We start from the raw sequence: 17,996 nt of genomic DNA on the forward strand, positions 1-17,996 counted from the left end.
GAGGTCGTGGTATGGATGACGGATGGCTGGCCGCTGTATGAATCCCGCCTGAAGGGAAAGCTGCACGTAATCAGCAAGCGTTACACTCAGCGAATTGAGCGGCATAACCTGAATCTGAGACAACATCTGGCAAGGCTGGGACGGAAGTCACTGTCGTTCTCAAAATCGGTGGAGCTGCATGACAAAGTCATCGGGCATTATCTGAACATAAAACACTATCAATAAGTTGGAGTCATTACCTTCTTAACGTTGGTTTGCAAAATTTAGCGGCTAAAATTATAGCGGCTAAAATCCTGAAAATATTTTCTGAGAGATAGGTTCTGCTATGAAACCAGTTATGCCTGAACTTATAACCGTCGAAGAGTTAGCTTTTGCTTTGAAGAAAACAGTGAAAAGTATCCGTAGTGATGCAACTCGGAACCCTAAATGCCTCCCTCCCAGATGCCGTCTTCCTGGCAATAAGCGACTTTTGTGGCGTCGAGAAGATGTTAAAGAGTGGATAGATAATTCTGTTGAATCAGAGCTGGAAAACCGCGATTTAATGCAGCGTGCTGAAATGGTTCAAAAGAAACGAGGTAGGCCACCGAAGATAAAACCGAAAGAATAATTATCTTAAATTTTGGTATTTAAATCAGTTTCCTTTCAGAAAACACATATATTACACACTTAATATATGAATAAACCTGCAGAAATACATCAAAAAAACACACTGCTTACACCGAAATACACAATGGGTACACAGATATACAACGGCAACAGTGGGGCAGGACATGTAAAGTAGGCCCACCGTAAACGGCGCTTCTACTTTACCTTCCCTTATTCGCAGCTGGGCTGCTCAATGGAGTCCTGCTCTGCGAGGCTGATCGGCTACCGCCTGTATGGAGAATGATATGACCGTTTCTCAGACTAGAAAAAATAGTACACCAATTAAAGTTTATTGTTTGCCAGATGAAAAAGCGCAAATACAGGAAAATGCAGAAGCATCTGGCTTAAGTGTAGCGAGTTTCATTCGTAAAGTAGCAATGGGTTATCAGGTTGAGTCTATTGTAGATATTGATCAGGTTGTAGAGCTTAGCCGAGTAAATGCTGATCTTGGTCGACTTGGTGGGTTACTTAAACTGTGGTTAGCTAACGATCCACGCACAGTTGATTTTTCACCCTCATTAATAAAAACGTTGCTTGCTAAAATAGAATCAACCAGACAAGAACTAAGAAATATTATGGATAGAATCTTGGATAAATAAATTTATGGCTTCCTAAATATCTGTATCTGTTAAAAGTACGAGTTTTCAATATCAATAATCAGTTAAAATTAAGGTGGGCAAATGAAGTTAATGCTCCTAGTATTTTCATCACTGAGAGGGATTTTAGCAGCTAAAAAATCTTTAGCAGCTTCCTTCCTGGCATCCATCATGGCATTACCGGCGACAGCCGGTATCCCTGTCATCGATGGTACTAATGTGGTGCAGACCACAATCAGCGCAGTCAATAACGTTCAGGCTGTGGCTAAACAGATCCAGCAGTACCAGACGCAGCTGCAGCAGTATGAAAACATGCTCAAAAATACAGTCGCGCCTGCAGCCTATATCTGGGATCAGGCCAATTCGACCATCAACAAATTGTTGCAGGCGCAGGACACCCTTAATTACTACAAAAATCAGGCCGGTAGTCTGGATTCATATCTGAAACGTTATCAGGACGTGAATTACTACCGCTCATCGCCGTGCTTTAACAGTAATGTTGAATGTACTGCGGATGAAATCAGCGCACTGCGTAAAGCTGAACAGAACAACTCTGAGGCACGTAAAAAGGCGAACGACGCCGTGTTTAAGGCTCTCGATCAACAGCAGGAAACACTGCAAAGCGATGCTGATAACCTGACAGATTTGCAAACTCAGGCAACCGGCGCGCAAGGGCAAATGGAAGCTATTCAGGCCGCTAACCAGCTTGCCAGTGCTCAAACAAACCAGCTGCTGCAAATCCGCTCGCTTCTGATAGCTCAACAAAACGCTGCAGCAACACTGGCGCTGGCTCAGACCGATAAAGAGGCCCAACAAATAGTTGCTGATGAAAAAGCGTTAGCTGGCGAGAACACACCAAGCCCGAAGCGAATTTGGTGAGGGATAGCTGAATGAAAGATAAACTTTTGGTCATTTTTATTCTAATCATTCCATTGATTCTATGCTCTTGTGATAAAAAAGATGACGATTGTTTATCGACGCCAGAGAATAAATTGAACGAACATAGCTACGATAAATGTGCCCTGCGCAGTAATAACAATCCTAGCCCTAAGCGAGAATGGTAATTATGAGAATAGTAAGCAAACTCACTTTTTTGGGAATGATTTTTTTGTTTTCTGTAAATGCTTATGCTGGTCAATTAGATAGTAGCGGTTTACTTGATACGTTATTAGATAAGTTTCAGCAAGTAGCCAGCACATGGTCATTAGTAATTGGTGATTATGCGAATTGGCTCTTCTGGGGGCTGGTATTAATCAGTATGGTTTGGACATTTGGTATGTTGGCGATGCAAGGGGAAGGTTTAATCAATGCACTTGCAGAAATAGTTCGTTTTTTTGCCGTGATAGGTTTTTTTTATTATCTTTTAATCAACGGCCCAGCCATAGCACAATCTATAATTAACTCAATGAGACAACTTGCAGCAAATGCTTTAGGAACAAGTACTGGTATTTCACCCTCCAGCATAGTTGATATAGCTTTTGTGATATTAACAAAGGTCAGTTCAGCGGCATCAATTTGGTCTCCAATGATTTCGACCATAATGATAACCGTCGCGATAATAGTATTAGTAGTAATGGCGCTTATCGCGATAAATATGCTAATAATGTTAGTTTCTGCATGGGTGTTGTGTTATGCAGGAGTTATTTTGCTTGGGTTTGGTGGCTCGAAATGGACTTCTGATATAGCAATAAATTACTTACGCACAGTATTATCGATTGGTATTCAATTATTTACAATGACATTAATCATTGGGATTGGGCAATCATTTTTAGATCAGTATTTTTCTATTATTAAAAATGATATTCCTGATCTTAATAGTCTTATTGTTTTACTTCTGGCGTCAATTATTCTTTTAGTATTGACGAATAAATTACCGTTGTTGTTATCAGGCGTTGTTGGAGGAGCGTCCTTACAAGGGATCGGTGGTTTTGGAGCAGGTATGATTACTGGCGCTGCTACTACTGCAATCAGTGGCGCTGGGGCAATGGCAATGAGCGCTACAGCTCAAGTCAGTGGTGGTGCTTCCGCTCTAAAAGCAGCATTTGAATCTGCACAAGCGGCGATGGCCGAAGAATCTGGTTCTGGTGATAAAGGTGGTTTAGGTGGAGGATTTGGCGGCGGGGAAGATACCGGTTCCGTAGATACTTCTGGAGGACAACCATCAGGCGGTTCCGGTGGTTCTTCTGCAGGGAGCAATACAGGTAGCGTCAGCGGAGGAAGCCAGGGGTTTGCTTCATCATTCTCACGAGCTGGCCGCATGGCTTCTCACATGGCGAGCGGGCTGTCTAATGGAGCATCGGAGTATCAGATGATGAAGGGAAGTGCTAATTCTATCCGAACACAACAGACTGTTGGTGGGGAAATAGCGAATCAAATACGTAAACACACAGCCGATCGTCAGAGTAACCACGAACAGGATGAGTTTGAGGGTGATAGTTTTACTGGCAGTAAAAAATCTTGATTTAGACGCGTCAGTTAGCGCGGTAACGTTAACTGACGCTTCCACTAAACACCTGTAAGGAGGTGGATAATGGCTGATTATAATAGCTTTGTTTTGGAAGGAATAAAAATTATTTTTGCCGATAACAACAAGGAGTTTATTAAAGAGATTTGTGAACCATTGATAAATATTCTATGCATCGAAGAGTATTATTCTGCTACCGGAATTTATAATTATGATGATGCTTATGAGCAAACTGAGTTACTTAAAAATGCATTAAGGGACTATAAAATGGCTCACTAGTGAAAAGAGGCTAACTTGTATTAGCTCAAACTTGATCTTACACTTTTACTGCATAGGGCTTAACCTAAGCTGACAGTCCGCTCTGTGCCAAGAGCAGACGCTGGTAATTCGTGCCTAATATACTTCACTTAACTTATATCCCAGCTTTGATACAGATCATACAAATTAAATGCCCCAGTAATTGGCAGGCTGAGTAACTTAAAACTCCTTAGAATATAGGATGATTTGTATCGGCACTCATTCCACCATGCATTCCGATTAACCCCGCATAGCCAGTTGAACTTTGCTACTCTGTGAGAGGTAGTACCTTCTATCCAGTGCGAATTTAATTAATGGAATAAATGATTATGAGTGAAAATGATACAACCCCAAAGAAGTCTACAAGCCAGATTAACAAAGCGGTATTCTTTACATCTGCTTTGCTAATTTTCCTTCTTGTCGCCTTTGCCGCCGTATTCCCGGATGTCGCCGACAAAAATTTTAAACTACTTCAGCAACAAATCTTCACGAATGCCAGCTGGTTCTACATACTTGCTGTGGCCCTGATTTTACTGAGCGTCACGTTCCTTGGACTCTCACGTTACGGTGATATAAAGCTGGGCCCAGACCATGCGCAGCCTGATTTCAGCTACCACTCCTGGTTCGCGATGCTTTTTTCGGCAGGGATGGGGATCGGCCTGATGTTCTTTGGCGTTGCCGAACCTGTGATGCATTATCTTTCGCCACCTGTCGGCACTCCAGAGACCGTTGCGGCAGCGAAGGAAGCCATGCGCCTGACGTTCTTCCACTGGGGTCTGCACGCATGGGCAATTTATGCCATCGTGGCGCTGATTCTGGCCTTTTTCAGTTACCGTCACGGTCTGCCTTTAACGCTGCGTTCTGCGCTCTATCCCATTATCGGCGATCGCATTTACGGGCCTATAGGCCACGCGGTTGATATCTTCGCCGTGATAGGCACTGTCTTTGGCGTTGCAACATCGCTGGGTTACGGTGTATTGCAGGTGAATGCCGGTTTGAACCATCTTTTCGGCGTGCCCATCAATGAAACGGTACAGGTCATTTTGATCGTGGTCATCACGGGGTTAGCGACGATTTCGGTGGTGTCCGGCCTGGACAAGGGAATACGCATCCTGTCTGAGCTTAATCTGGGCCTGGCGGTGTTGCTCCTGGCGCTGGTCTTGTGCCTGGGTCCCACTGTGCTTCTGCTGAAGTCATTTGTGGAAAATACGGGTGGTTATCTGTCGGAACTGGTGAGTAAAACGTTCAACCTTTACGCGTATGAACCCAAGTCGAGCAACTGGCTGGGGGGCTGGACATTATTATACTGGGGATGGTGGCTTTCATGGTCGCCGTTTGTAGGTATGTTCATTGCACGCGTTTCCCGCGGCAGGACAATTCGTGAGTTCGTGACTGGCGTGTTGTTTGTTCCCGCCGGCTTTACGCTCATGTGGATGACGGTGTTTGGAAACAGCGCCATCTATCTCATCATGAACCAGGGCGCCACTGACCTCGCCAATACCGTTCAGCAGGATGTTGCGCTTGCCCTGTTTAATTTCCTGGAGCATTTCCCGTTCTCTTCCGTGCTGTCATTCATTGCAATGGCGATGGTCATCGTCTTCTTTGTAACGTCTGCTGATTCGGGGGCAATGGTTGTGGATACTCTGGCATCAGGTGGGGTGGCAAACACGCCCGTCTGGCAGCGAATTTTCTGGGCATCGCTCATGGGCGTTGTTGCTATTGCCCTGCTGATCGCAGGGGGGCTGAGTGCGTTGCAAACCGTAACGATAGCGAGTGCATTGCCCTTCTCAGTTATCTTATTAATATCCATATACGGACTGTTAAAAGCCCTGCGTCGGGATTTGACCAAGCGTGAAAGCCTTAGCATGGCGACTATTGCTCCTACGGCTGCACGTAACCCAATCCCCTGGCAGAGAAGGTTACGCAATATCGCGTATTTGCCGAAGCGCTCTCTTGTGAAACGTTTTATGGACGACATTATCCAACCCGCCATGACGCTGGTTCAGGAGGAACTTAACAAGCAGGGAACGATAAGCCACATCAGTGACGCCGCCGAGGATCGTATTCGCCTTGAAGTCGATTTGGGCAACGAGCTGAATTATATATATGAAGTGAGGCTTCGCGGGTATAACTCACCGACCTTCGCGCTCGCTGCGCTGGATAATGATGAGCAGCAGAGTGAACAACATCGATATTATCGCGCTGAAGTCTATCTCAAAGAGGGCGGCCAAAATTATGATGTAATGGGCTGGAATCAGGAACAGCTGATTAATGACATACTGGACCAGTACGAAAAACACCTGCACTTCCTGCATCTGGTTCGTTAACAGCAACATGCCGCCACAGAGGCGGCATTTATTTATCCCGGCTGCAATATGAGGGAATGCAGAATGATTTCACGCTGGAAATGGATGCTGAAGCAGACATTTAAAAAACTATGGTTCAGGGCAACGTTATTCGCAATTGTCGCAATAATAACGGCCCTTTTATCAATTCTTTTTAAATCAATGATACCTGAGTCGGTTTCCGTGAAGGTTGGTGCGGAAGCAGTCGATAACATTCTGAACATACTGGCATCGAGTATGCTGGCAGTGACCACATTTTCGCTGAGCATCATGGTCACAGCCTACGGTTCAGCCACTACTAATGTGACTCCCAGAGCTACTCGTTTAGTTGTTGAAGACGTCACCACACAAAATGTACTGGCCACCTTCATCGGTTCTTTTCTCTTCAGTCTGGTAGGGATTATTGCCCTCAATATGGGAGCTTATGGAGAAAGGGGGAGAGTCATTTTATTCATTGTAACACTGGTTGTCATTGCCTTAATCCTCATCACATTGCTTCGCTGGATACAGCATTTGACCTCTCTGGGGAGGGTTGGTGAGACAACGGCAAAAGTAGAACAGGCGGCCATCGAAACATTTATTGCGAGAGCAAGAAATCCCTGTCTCGGCGGATATCCATGGCTTGAGAACAATGAACAGCCGAAAGGAACGGTTGCAGTTTATCCGAAAAAGATTGGCTATGTTGAATATGTTGATATGGTGAAACTCAGCAAGCTGCTGACCAATGATCCCCGTCATGTATACCTCGTGGCGCAGCCGGGCAGTTTCATACATCCGTCCACGCCAGTTTTGTACCTGAGTCAGGGCCAGGAGTCATCAATCAGCACCGATTTACTTGAGACGATTATTGTCTCGGATGTACGTTCATTTGCTCAGGACCCCCGATTTTGTCTTAGCGTCATGGCCGAAATAGCCTGCCGAGCCCTTTCCCCCGCAGTGAACGATCCTGGAACCGCCATTGATGTCATTGGCAGAGGTGTACGTATACTTTCCGCTTACGCGCAGAATAAATCTGATGAAATAGAAGTGAAATATCCTTCTGTACATGTTGCACCACTTCAGAATAACGATCTACTTGAAGACTTTTTCTCACCTGTTGCGCGCGATGGTGCCAGTATGAGGGAAATTCAGATAAGGGTACTTAAAGGACTGTCGATGCTGAGTAAGGGTTGGCCTGGAATTTTTGCTGAAGCCGCACAAACCCTAGCATTTGAAACATTAGAGCATGCTACTCGTGCTGACCATATAGATTCTGACAGATATCTAATAAAATCAATTTATTATAATTTATTTAGTGGCGAAGATTCTAATAAAAAACCATAGTTGCGGAGCAAGCGATACGGTTGTTGGCAAGTCAAGGGCAAAGCATTCGCGTGAGAGTGGGCGTCTGCTTTGTGCCAGGAGCGGACGTCTAGTTCGCTGAACCACAAAAAGTCGTTTCTAGTTATATTACTGGCTCATTAGTATCTTTATGCGATAATATTTCATACAACCAAAATTATGATGAAGGGAGTTCAAATGGCAATTACGGTCTATTCTCGTACATTCAAAAAGGAATTGGACATGGTTCAATTGTTAAACCATTACTCATCAGATAACGCACTCAATTTCAGTGATTTCAAGGAATTTGTTGCCTTTGATGCAGAGTGCCCAATTTGCAATGTAAGCGGTGCGATTGTTGTTTCAGAAGGTTATTCGAAAAGAACAAATAAGATAGTCAGCCAATCTCATTTTTCGTTTAGAACAAAAAACGGAACTGATGCACACAAAGTATTTTGCGATCATTACAGTGGTGATGATAAGCAAATAGATTCATCAAGGGATGGTTTTATAAAATTCGGCACCTCAGGTTCTGAGATTACAAGTATAATTCGCGAGCTTGTATGTAGAGGTATTGAACATGATGAGTTCAATCAGGAAGATATTCGAAACATGCGGCAATGGTTTACAGAATTACGCCAGTCAGGCACTTTTTCTGTTAACTATAGCCCTCACATGATCAATCTAATAAGGGCCAGCATGTATTCCCGTAAGGGAGAAAGTAAATATATTGTAGATGAAGAGAGGAAAAATAAATCTTGGTTTGATATAAACGATGAAGTGTATCGTTCGTTAAGATTCAAATATCCATCATTGATGATCGACATGACTAATGAAAATAATTCTGTTTTCTATAATCTTGTGAATAGTACCACATTTACTAAACAAGCACATCGATTAGTAGCACGAGATCGAGGTTATCAGGTTTATGATAGAAGGTTGCTTAAAGAAAAATATGAAGCAACGATAAGAGTTGCACAAAAAATAACCAGGCATCACGAATTTCTTTTTAGGAAAATCAGGGGTATATCCGCTGTTAAAAAAAATAACCCCCTTTTGGCTGTATCTGCCTTGCTTCTTTTTGTCTCGGACTGGAATGAAACAACTGCAATCAACAAATTCATCAAATTGTGTGGTGTAGGGAAATCTAAAAATAATGATGAGGGGAATGTAATTGGCTTAAATCCCTTTATTCATTACGATGTCTGGAATGTTATTCATCAACTTAAGGATTTAATGGTTACACTTCCAGACTTCTCAAATCTTGATGAAGAATTTGACAGAGAAAAATCCAGATTAATTGAACTTTATAAGCTCTAACATAAACTAGCAGGCTGCGTATACAGTCTGCTAATTTTCATAGTAAAGACTTCATGCTTCAGTCTCGAGTTGGAGCTATCCGGCACACATCACCCAGGCAATTCAACCGAAATTTTTCATGGGGGGTAGAGAAGTTTTGTCTCGAAGATTTGCTTTACAGCATACTAATCATTGAACCTCTGTTGAACCATAAGAAACTGGCAAGCACAATCCGTTGCTTGGGCATTGAATTCGACGATGCGTCGTATAGCTCTGACTTGAACAAAACATAAGGTTTTTAGGGCTGCAACAGCACCTCTGTGTCATAGGCGGAAGTTAACAAACATTAAAATCTCTAAATCTGTAGGGATCAGACTCCTTCTATAAAAGGATACTGTTCATATCCTTAGTTGTATATAGGTGTGTTTAGAGTATTAGGATGCTAGTTTTGAAAATTAATTTTTTAAACATATTGAATTTTTTAAGAATTGGGAATAGTGTATAGCTTTGTCATGGCGGATTTTTTCTCTTCAAGTATTTATTTGAACACTACTTCTTGCACCTGCAAGGTTACAATATCGTGTAAATTTGTTCACAAAGACATAGATTATAATTTTTACTTAAAGGAAATTCAATGTCAAAAAATCTCCCGGTTTTATTAAGCTCGCCATCAACAACTAATTTTCCTGCAACAGTTAATACTGAAATAGAATTCCTTTCGCAAGCTAGAAAGTTGTTAGATTCTGGCTTCCCTGATCATGCTCTTTTAGATATATGGAATGCATCCATTCATAATCTTAGGCGGCGAATTGAGGCTTATGGTTTAGACTTATTCCTTTCCGCAATAAAGGATGATAGTGGTCGTAAAAAATATGATAAAGATGGTGAAACAATAAACGAGAGATGGTCAGGTGTAGATGATTTAGTGCTAATAAGTGGAGCCACCAAATTAGGGGTTCTGCATAAGAAAGCTGGAAAATCATTAGAAATGATCAATTGGATGAGAAACCATGCCTCTCCAGCCCATGCAAGTGATAGTAAAGTAGAGTCTGAGGATGTGTTTGCTTTGGCTCTTATGCTCCAGAAGAATTTATTCGAATCTGATATGCCAGACCCTGGACATTCGCCATCTGGATTATTTGAACCCATAAAAAAATCTGAACTATCAATTGAGAGCATAGACTTACTTAAAGATCAAATAAGAGCATTTAAGCAAGCTGATATAAGAATAACATTTGGATTTTTATTGGATTTAATAACTAAGGGGGAAAATCCTGCTTATGTTAATGCTAGCAAGTTGTTTGAACAAGCATGGGAAAGATCTAATGATGACCTTAAAAAAACAGCGGGGGAAAGATATCACTCATTTATGCTGGAGCCCGAATCGGATACAAGTGAGGATAAAGGAGCAAAAATAAGAATTTTAGAGACTTTAGTAAAAGTTAATGGTGTGAAATTTATACCTGATGCTGCTAGGGCAAGTTTATACAGACATGCGGTTAAACAGCTAGCTAAAGCTAAGGATACATCTTACGGCTGGAATGATGAAGAAAGAGCAGCCAAGGCACTTATACAATTTGGACCTCATGTTCCATCTATTGCTTTTGAAGATGTATATCAAGAAATACTTACTGTTTGGGTGGGGAATTACTGGGGAAGATCTGATGCACATTTAGTACTTCAACCATTTTTAGATGTGTTAAATAGTAATCAATTGATGGCTCTCTCACGGTTGTTCGTGGAGAATGAAAGAGCAAATTCAGAACTGGTGTCATCAAGGCCCAAAAGAAGAGCAATAGAATTACTTGAGATAATAAAAAATAATCTAACAATTCAAGCAAGCATTGATGAAATTGATAGGATCATTTCTGAAATTGATAAAATGTAATTTATTTGCAATTAAGCCATGCTTTTTAGGTGGCTTATTTTTTTTGAATCTACTACTTATATTGATATTAGCAATGTAATTGCTAAAGTATTCCTAGCCCACTATTCATCTAAATATGGTTGTCGAAAGGCCCGCTTCTCGCTCAAAGCAGACTGTCAGATTTGGTTGCATTTTGCCTACGCAAACTGTCAGTTCGAGCCTGAGCTAATACAGCTAACTGGATGTTAGCCTTTTTTAATTTTATTTTTAGATTGTTCAATGTGATGATTTAACACTTCTCTCTTTGCCTCTTCATAGGTTAGCTCTCCATTGATTACCTTATTTTTTATTTCATTAAAAAATGAGGAGCCTTTGGGATCTTTACTTGATAAAAAAAGACTGGCTTCAGCTCTCCGAAAAGCTTCTTTCCTTGCTTCTATAGAAAATGAATTAGCAGGGTTATTTTTGTTCATAAGTTGAAGTGCCCTTATTATTTATATTCGGGATGTTTTTATCTACAAGAGTTAGTCTTAACTCCGAGAATTTATTTCCTGATATTTTATAACACTGATTTTCATTTTTTTCAATATAAAGAGATTTGCTTTCTGGGCTACCACATGTCGTAGATGTTCTTGCATCAAGAAAAATAAACTTTTCTTGAAATCTTTCAATATATTTCATTGCTGTCATGCTAATAATAAAAAGAGCAACTGACACAGCAAAAAGGGATAAGCCTGATACTAAACGATTAAAATTAAATTTCCTTTTAATAACTAATGAACTGGCTAGATTGACCATGTTATAGGGGACCATAATTATGAGTCCTATTAATATTATTTTTTCAGGAAGATTGTTCACCTGTATATGATGTTGAGCCAAGTTTCCAATATATACTGAAATCATAGAGGATATTACTATTTTTGCTGGGGATACATCTCGCAAAAATATGTATATATAGACTGTAGTTGCACAAATCATTGCTCCTATTGGAAATGAGAGCATGAAAGCATAAGCTAATGTTGAGTAATTAAGATTTTCTGGGGCTATACCATAAGCTATGTCAAGCTTAAACTTTGCGATCCATAAGCATACTGAATATGTAAAGCCAGTTACGCCCCACTTAACCACTGTATTATTAAATACTTTATTTAATAAATCACGATATCCTATGTATACACTGGTTAATAAAGCTATAGATGATAGAAAAATTGGAGCGGCAATGTATATATTTTCTAGCCATAATGGGTTTTCTACAATCAAGTATCCAAAAGGTATTAAGTATATTATAGCCAATAGTTGAGGGTTTTTTAATTTGGATGATGCGTCAACCAACTTATTTTTATATTCCATACAACGTCCTTATTTCAACTTTAACGCCAAATCTTCAGCTTTTGGATGATAATACCGCATTAGCATTCTTGGATCTTTATGTCCTGTAATTTTGGTCAGTTCATGCATAGGGAAAATTTCAGCAAGTCGAGAAGTTGCTTCATGTCGAAGGTCATGAAATCTTAAATCTTTAAGGAATGATTCATCACATAATGAGTTTGTTTTCTCGTATCGTTCTCTGGCTCGTTTTACAGCTCGGTCAAAAGCTCGGGTAATCGCGTCTGCACGCATATCAAAAACCTTATCAGCAGCTGGCTTAGAATGTTCCTTGAGACTGGACAGTATCGTGATGGCTTTCGTTGATAAAGGGACATCGCGGGCATTACCATTCTTAGTATCCGGCAGATGTGCAACTCGCCGATCAAGATCGATAAAGCGCCATCGAAGCTCTGCGATTTCGCTACGGCGCATGGCTGTCTCTAACGCCAGAAGAATGATTGCTGGCAATACTAATGAATGTGTTGCGGCGATGATATGTTCGATCTCGTTGGCTATTTCCTTTCCTGACGTAACACCGGTTTTCTCAGAAACTACAGGCAGCGCTTCCAGGCGTCTGGTCCTGGAGTTCTTGGGTTGAGGTTTGCGAATGGCCTCTACGGGGTTCAGCAGGCTCTCCATGCCCCATTCTTTCCGCGAAACGTTGAATACATGAGAAAGTAAGGCCAAACGCCTTAAAACGGTTGCAGGGGCATAGATTTTCAACCATTCATCTCTCAGCTTGGCGACATCGGCACTCCTGATGCTGGCCATATAGTTTTTCGCCAGCTGAGTGCCTTTTAGTATCCGCACCAATGATCGGTCTTGCACTGCCCCTTTTTTGTCGGGAACAATCTCTTTTTCATATCGCGTTAGGGCTTCATACAATGTCGTAGATTCCGCTTCGCTGCGGCTAAGCCAAACTCCTCTCGCCATTTCTGACTCGATCATTTTGGCCCAAGCTTCTGCTTCTACTTTGGTGTTAAAGGTTTTGGTTTGAGAGGGAAAACCTCGTTTACGGATTTGAGCTTCCCATTGGTAGTTACCACGTTTGCGTATAGTCGCCATTTCTGTCTGATTCCTAACGAACTGTGGCAATATTGTGGCAAAAAATCCATTTAAATTCGATAGGTATTGATTTTACAAGATCAATTTACGCATTCGTAATGCGAAGGTCGTAGGTTCGACTCCTATTATCGGCACCATTTAAATCAATAAGTTACACATCATTAGTACCTTCCTTATTTTTTGACTGGGACAAATTTGGGACCGATGGGTTCAGGATCGAGTCTATTTGCCGTGCGTGTTCGGTAAGGTGATTAGGTGCAAGGTGAGCATATCGACGAACCATTTCGATAGACTCCCAGCCTCCCATTTCCTGTAACACTGACAACGGGACTCCGGCTTGAACCAGCCAACTTGCCCAGGTGTGTCTCAAGTCGTGAAATCTGAAATCATCAATACCAGCCCGTCTCAGCGCCGCTTTCCAGGCTGTGTTTGCGTCATACCGCATCTTCCTTACTGTTGGCGCTTTCGTTCCGTCTGGTTTGGTACAGCTTTCCTTGTACACAAATACCCAACGGTGATGATTCCCGATTTGTTTTTTCAAAACGCGACATGCAGTATCATTCAGCGCAACGCCGATTGCGCGGTTTGATTTACTCTCTTCCGGGTTTATCCATGCCACCCGGCGCTGCATATCTATTTGTTGCCATTCAAGGTTGATGATGTTCGAGCGTCTTAAGCCTGTTGCAAGTGCAAATTCAACAACAGACTTTAATGGCTCCGGACATTCATCAATCAGCCTTTGTGCTTCATGAGGCTCCAGCCAGCGGATCCGTTTATTCTTTGGTTGAGGCACTTTAATAATTGGTGCCTTATCCAGCATTTTCCATTCACGCTCTGCGGCTCTTAGCAGGGCCTTTATAAATGAAAGATGCGTTGCCTTCGTTGCAACGGACGCTGGTTTTGGCGTGTATTCTGGAACTGGTTTCCCTTTTTTTCTGCATGCTTCTGCCCTGAGTTTCCAGTTTTCCTCATGACGCCGGTTCGTCATTTTCTGCATTGCTGAATAAATTTTTGATTCAGTAATGTCTCTTAGTTGCATTCCTGCGAAATGTTGAAGCCAGAATCCGATCCGGCTTTTGTCATCGTCCAGTGATTTCTTATGTGCTTTCTCTTCGAGCCACCTGACACACGCTTCCTCAAACGTCATATCAGGTATTTCACCAAGTTTGCTGACCCGCCATGCTTCAGCCTTTAGCTTGTCATGGAGCTCTGTCGCCTGCCTTTTGTCCTTTGTTCCAAGAGACTGTTTAAATCTTTTACCGTTCGGCAATGTGAAACTGGCGTACCATATTTCACTTCTGCGGAAGAGTGACATTTTCTTTCCTCTGTTATGCCATCACCCGCGCTCACCTGGACAGTATGCAGCGGAGACTGAAGCGCCGCAATGCAGGCTTGCCGTGTTGTGAGGTAAGGAGATTTTGGCTTGGTTGGATCTTTACGTGTTGCCTGTAGGCGGCCTGTTCGTATCCAGTTGGTGGCGGTTGGTCTGGATATCTTAAGAAACTGACAGGCCTCATCGAGTGTGAGGCTGTATGATTCCATGGTTACCTCTGCTTTTTGAACGCATGTCACGTAACTTCTTAATGTGTTCTGCCGTTTCGATCTCTTCTGCTATCCGATCTGCATCAGCTTTATTCACAGGTTCAAAGTCATGATTAAAGCGGAACATGCTGGCGATACATGTTCTGCCTTTTCGGATGTAGTGAACTTTGTTGTGGGTAGAACGCAGGATTTTGCAGGGAGTGCCGTGGTGGTCGACGTACCAGGTGTTAGGAAAAATGATTCTGAACATTTTTACACCCCAGTTGGACGATGTTGAAATTTGCTGCTTTGAGGCCATCACAGTCCCCATTGTTTGTTCTTAAGTTCGATCTCCTCCTGGCAACTTGCACAAGTCCGACAACCCTGAACAGCCAGGCGTCTTCGCTCATCTATCGGATCGCCACACTCACAACAATGAGTTGCGGATACAGTCTGGTAGTTCTGACGACGCATTTTTATTGCTGTATTGCGCTGTAATTCTTCGATTTCTGATGCTGAATCAATGATGTCTGCCATCTTCCATTAATCCCTGAATTGTTGGTTAATACGCTTGAGGATGAATGCGAACAATAAAAAAGGAGCCTGTAGCTCCCTGATGATTTTGCTTTTCATGTTCACCGTTCCTTAAAGACGCCGTTTAACATGCCGATCGCCAGGCTTAAATGAGTCGGTGTGAATCCCATCAGCGTTACCGTTTCGCGGTGCTTCTTAAGTACGCTACGGCAAATGTCATCGACGTTTTTATCCGGAAACTGCTGTCTGGCTTTTTTGATTTCAGAATTAGCCTGACGGGCAATGCTGCGAAGGGCGTTTTCCTGCTGAGGTGTCATTGAACAAGTCCCATGTCGGCAAGCATAAGCACACAGAATATGAAGCCCGCTGCCAGAAAAATGCATTCAGTGGTTGTCATACCTGGTCTCTCTCATCTGCTTCTGCTTTCGCCACCATCATTTCCAGCTTTTGTGAAAGGGATGCGGCTAACGTATGAAATTCTTCGTCTGTTTCTACTGGTATTGGCACAAACCTGACTCCAATTTGAGCGAGGCTATGTGCCATCTCGATACCGAATACTGAAGAATTACGCCAAAACCCTGACAGGAGCAGGAGTATGAAGTCAGAGATAACAATCAACTAATACTGTTTTGTTGATTTTTGCTTGTAATTGGCGTTCTGGTCTGATTTTTGTGGAGTAAGTTGATGCGTGATATTCAGATGGTTCTTGAGCGTTGGGGAGCGTGGGCGGCTAATAATCATGAAGATGTGACCTGGTCGTCCATTGCCGCCGGTTTTAAGGGATTAATTACTTCAAAAGTAAAATCTCGCCCGCAATGTTGTGACGATGACGCGATGATCATTTGCGGGTGCATGGCCCGTCTGAAAAAGAACAACAGCGATTTGCACGATTTATTAGTAGATTATTATGTAGTCGGTATGACATTCATGTCACTGGCAGGTAAGCATTGCTGCTCTGATGGTTATATCGGGAAAAGGTTACAGAAGGCTGAGGGTATAATTGAAGGGATGTTAATGGCATTAGATATCCGGTTAGAGATGGATATCGTTGTTAATAACTCTAATTAATATGCCAGTTGTTTACTAAAAATTATTAAAAATGGGGCGTTGAGACGCCCCCAAAAATAAAGGGTAATATATAACAGAAGGTTTATATAGTTAGAAGCAAGGTTGTGCTTCTAAAGGAAGTGGCTTGAGGGAGCCACTTATATGTTGGGGAGGCAACGCCTCCCGCAACATATCTTTTTCGTAATCAGATTAGAACTGGTAAACCAGACCTACAGCAACGATGTCATCAGTGCTTACACCGAGTGCTTTAGTGAAGTCATTTTTGTCAAGCAGGTTGATTTTGTAATCAACGAAAGTAGACATATTTTTGTTGAAGTAATAGGTTGCACCTACATCAACATATTTGACTAAGTCCTGATCGCCCCATACTCCAAGATCCTTACCTTTAGATTGCAGGTAAGCAACGGACGGACGCAGACCGAAATCGAACTGATATTGTGCAACAGCTTCGAAGTTTTGGGCTTTATTAGCAACGAAGTGATCAGCAAATACAGTCATATTCTGGGTTTCAGAATAGGTAGTGGCCAGGTAAATGTTGTTAGCGTCATATTTCAGACCTGCGGCCCAAACTTCTGCATTTTTACCGGAAGCAAATACTTCAGGAAGAACTTTCCCTGCATTAACTTGAGTGTCGGTACGATCAGATTTCGCATAAGTTGCACCGATACCGAATCCTTCGTATTCATAGGTAGCAGAGAAACCGAAGCCATCACCGTTACCTTCGGTGTAGTTATCGAAATCGCTACGATCGTTTTTGCCTTGGTACTGAGCAGCAAAGTTCAGACCATCAACCAGACCAAAGAAGTCGTTGTTACGATAGGTTGCAACACCAGTTGCACGTTGAGTCATGAACACGTCGGTTTGAGTCCAAGTGTCACCACCGAATTCTGGCAGGACGTCAGTCCACGCACCGATGTCGTATGCTACACCGTAGTTACGGCCGTAATCGATGGAGCCGTAGTCACCGAATTTCAGGCCAGCGAAGGCAAGACGGGTTTTATCTTTGGAGGAACCTTGAGATTCAGCGCGGTTGCCTTTGAATTCATATTCCCACTGACCGAAACCAGTCAGTTGATCGTTGATTTGGGTTTCACCTTTGAAGCCAAGACGGGCATAAGTAGTATCACCATCATCTGCATCATTAGAGGAGAAGTAGTGCTTAGCATTAACTTTCCCGTACAGATCCAGCTTGTTACTGTCTTTATTATAAATTTCAGCTGCCTGAGCAGACATCGCCATCAGTACTGATGCAGCTACAGCAGAAATTGCCACTGTTAATTTTTTCATCGTGAGCCCTTTTTTTGAACTATTATTAAAAAATGATGTCACTGCGCGATAAATATTCATCTAATCAATGTGATTATTTCGGTAATGACTCCAACTTATTGATAGTGTTTTATGTTCAGATAATGCCCGATGACTTTGTCATGCAGCTCCACCGATTTTGAGAACGACAGTGACTTCCGTCCCAGCCTTGCCAGATGTTGTCTCAGATTCAGGTTATGCCGCTCAATTCGCTGAGTGTAACGCTTGCTGATTACGTGCAGCTTTCCCTTCAGGCGGGATTCATACAGCGGCCAGCCATCCGTCATCCATACCACGACCTC

At 42.4% G+C, this 17,996-nt stretch carries 23 protein-coding genes and 1 tRNA gene; 13 read left to right on the forward strand and 11 right to left on the reverse strand.

Annotation, left to right across the window (positions count from 1 at the left end):
- From K0778_RS22560 to K0778_RS22610, 11 genes are all read left to right on the forward strand, one after another.
- Nucleotides 1-225, forward strand: a 225-nt coding sequence (locus K0778_RS22560) for an IS1 family transposase (RefSeq protein ID WP_024169623.1), incomplete at its 5' end; no start/stop codon positions are given.
- A gap of 100 nt (nucleotides 226-325) precedes the next feature.
- Complete coding sequence (locus K0778_RS22565; protein WP_029380176.1) at nucleotides 326-607, forward strand: hypothetical protein; 282 nt, start codon at nucleotides 326-328, stop codon at nucleotides 605-607.
- A 283-nt stretch (nucleotides 608-890) separates the two neighbouring features.
- Nucleotides 891-1,244, forward strand: coding sequence for a conjugal transfer transcriptional regulator TraJ (traJ, locus tag K0778_RS22570; RefSeq protein ID WP_000218773.1), 354 nt, complete (start codon nucleotides 891-893; stop codon nucleotides 1,242-1,244).
- 81 nt (nucleotides 1,245-1,325) lie between these two features.
- Entirely contained in the window at nucleotides 1,326-2,120 is a 795-nt protein-coding gene (gene trbJ, locus K0778_RS22575) for a P-type conjugative transfer protein TrbJ (protein ID WP_024220864.1), read from the forward strand.
- Between the two features lie 11 nt (nucleotides 2,121-2,131).
- Nucleotides 2,132-2,305: a hypothetical protein gene (locus tag K0778_RS22580; protein WP_163450576.1), complete on the forward strand. Its 174-nt coding sequence runs from the start codon at nucleotides 2,132-2,134 to the stop codon at nucleotides 2,303-2,305.
- A 2-nt stretch (nucleotides 2,306-2,307) separates the two neighbouring features.
- Complete coding sequence (trbL, locus tag K0778_RS22585; protein WP_032299469.1) at nucleotides 2,308-3,702, forward strand: P-type conjugative transfer protein TrbL; 1,395 nt, start codon at nucleotides 2,308-2,310, stop codon at nucleotides 3,700-3,702.
- Between the two features lie 69 nt (nucleotides 3,703-3,771).
- Nucleotides 3,772-3,984, forward strand: a complete 213-nt coding sequence (locus K0778_RS22590; protein WP_000796434.1) for a hypothetical protein — start codon at nucleotides 3,772-3,774, stop codon at nucleotides 3,982-3,984.
- 347 nt (nucleotides 3,985-4,331) lie between these two features.
- Nucleotides 4,332-6,329 carry a choline BCCT transporter BetT gene (locus K0778_RS22595; protein ID WP_001676522.1) on the forward strand — a complete coding sequence of 666 codons (1,998 nt, stop codon included), beginning with the start codon at nucleotides 4,332-4,334 and terminating at the stop codon, nucleotides 6,327-6,329.
- A gap of 63 nt (nucleotides 6,330-6,392) precedes the next feature.
- Nucleotides 6,393-7,670, forward strand: a complete 1,278-nt coding sequence (locus tag K0778_RS22600; RefSeq protein ID WP_000625667.1) for a DUF2254 domain-containing protein — start codon at nucleotides 6,393-6,395, stop codon at nucleotides 7,668-7,670.
- 195 nt (nucleotides 7,671-7,865) lie between these two features.
- Complete coding sequence (locus tag K0778_RS22605; RefSeq protein ID WP_224628701.1) at nucleotides 7,866-8,987, forward strand: hypothetical protein; 1,122 nt, start codon at nucleotides 7,866-7,868, stop codon at nucleotides 8,985-8,987.
- Nucleotides 8,988-9,600: 613 nt separating this feature from the next.
- A complete protein-coding gene (locus tag K0778_RS22610; RefSeq protein WP_000042049.1) occupies nucleotides 9,601-10,854 on the forward strand; it encodes a hypothetical protein in 1,254 nt (417 codons plus the stop codon).
- Between the two features lie 224 nt (nucleotides 10,855-11,078).
- On the opposite strand, the gene K0778_RS22615 is transcribed toward K0778_RS22610, so the two are convergent.
- From K0778_RS22615 to K0778_RS22625, 3 genes are read right to left on the reverse strand one after another with little or no spacing between them, the layout of a single operon-like run.
- Complete coding sequence (locus tag K0778_RS22615) at nucleotides 11,079-11,306, reverse strand: antitoxin VbhA family protein (protein WP_001039069.1); 228 nt, start codon at nucleotides 11,304-11,306, stop codon at nucleotides 11,079-11,081.
- Nucleotides 11,293-12,183, reverse strand: a complete 891-nt coding sequence (locus K0778_RS22620; protein ID WP_032299471.1) for a hypothetical protein — start codon at nucleotides 12,181-12,183, stop codon at nucleotides 11,293-11,295. Before K0778_RS22620 ends, K0778_RS22615 begins: the two co-directional genes overlap by 14 nt.
- Before the next feature lie 9 nt (nucleotides 12,184-12,192).
- The gene (locus tag K0778_RS22625; RefSeq protein WP_000201382.1) at nucleotides 12,193-13,266 is read right to left on the reverse strand and encodes a site-specific integrase; all 1,074 of its coding nucleotides are present in this window, start codon (nucleotides 13,264-13,266) and stop codon (nucleotides 12,193-12,195) included.
- Between the two features lie 25 nt (nucleotides 13,267-13,291).
- Here K0778_RS22625 and K0778_RS22630 point away from each other — a divergent pair.
- Nucleotides 13,292-13,403 (forward strand) — tRNA-Ser (locus K0778_RS22630).
- Nucleotides 13,404-13,417: 14 nt separating this feature from the next.
- Here the strand turns inward: K0778_RS22630 and K0778_RS22635 are convergent.
- The 6 genes from K0778_RS22635 to K0778_RS22655 form a co-directional block, all read right to left on the reverse strand.
- Nucleotides 13,418-14,536 carry a site-specific integrase gene (locus K0778_RS22635; RefSeq protein ID WP_224628705.1) on the reverse strand — a complete coding sequence of 373 codons (1,119 nt, stop codon included), beginning with the start codon at nucleotides 14,534-14,536 and terminating at the stop codon, nucleotides 13,418-13,420.
- Complete coding sequence (locus K0778_RS27845; RefSeq protein ID WP_071688186.1) at nucleotides 14,458-14,808, reverse strand: helix-turn-helix domain-containing protein; 351 nt, start codon at nucleotides 14,806-14,808, stop codon at nucleotides 14,458-14,460. The genes K0778_RS22635 and K0778_RS27845 overlap by 79 nt, the downstream gene beginning before the upstream one ends.
- Nucleotides 14,780-15,058 (reverse strand): DUF4222 domain-containing protein, encoded by a 279-nt coding sequence (locus K0778_RS22640; RefSeq protein WP_000488407.1) that lies wholly within the window; start codon nucleotides 15,056-15,058, stop codon nucleotides 14,780-14,782. Before K0778_RS22640 ends, K0778_RS27845 begins: the two co-directional genes overlap by 29 nt.
- 47 nt (nucleotides 15,059-15,105) lie before the next feature.
- Entirely contained in the window at nucleotides 15,106-15,324 is a 219-nt protein-coding gene (locus K0778_RS22645) for a TraR/DksA family transcriptional regulator (RefSeq protein WP_000763390.1), read from the reverse strand.
- Between the two features lie 98 nt (nucleotides 15,325-15,422).
- Nucleotides 15,423-15,638, reverse strand: a complete 216-nt coding sequence (locus K0778_RS22650; RefSeq protein ID WP_000188870.1) for a hypothetical protein — start codon at nucleotides 15,636-15,638, stop codon at nucleotides 15,423-15,425.
- A 76-nt stretch (nucleotides 15,639-15,714) separates the two neighbouring features.
- Nucleotides 15,715-15,864 (reverse strand): DUF1382 family protein, encoded by a 150-nt coding sequence (locus tag K0778_RS22655; protein WP_000951352.1) that lies wholly within the window; start codon nucleotides 15,862-15,864, stop codon nucleotides 15,715-15,717.
- Between the two features lie 141 nt (nucleotides 15,865-16,005).
- Between K0778_RS22655 and quuD the strand changes: the two genes are divergently transcribed.
- Complete coding sequence (gene quuD / locus K0778_RS22660; RefSeq protein ID WP_001204791.1) at nucleotides 16,006-16,389, forward strand: antitermination protein QuuD; 384 nt, start codon at nucleotides 16,006-16,008, stop codon at nucleotides 16,387-16,389.
- Between the two features lie 189 nt (nucleotides 16,390-16,578).
- Here the strand turns inward: quuD and K0778_RS22665 are convergent, their stop codons facing one another.
- Nucleotides 16,579-17,676: a porin gene (locus K0778_RS22665; RefSeq protein ID WP_000737280.1), complete on the reverse strand. Its 1,098-nt coding sequence runs from the start codon at nucleotides 17,674-17,676 to the stop codon at nucleotides 16,579-16,581.
- Nucleotides 17,677-17,771: 95 nt separating this feature from the next.
- On the reverse strand, nucleotides 17,772-17,996 hold a 225-nt coding region (locus K0778_RS22670; RefSeq protein WP_024169623.1), incomplete at its 5' end, for an IS1 family transposase.

Source organism: Escherichia sp. XD33 (assembly GCF_019375075.1).
Classification (GTDB): domain Bacteria; phylum Pseudomonadota; class Gammaproteobacteria; order Enterobacterales; family Enterobacteriaceae; genus Enterobacter; species Enterobacter flexneri_A.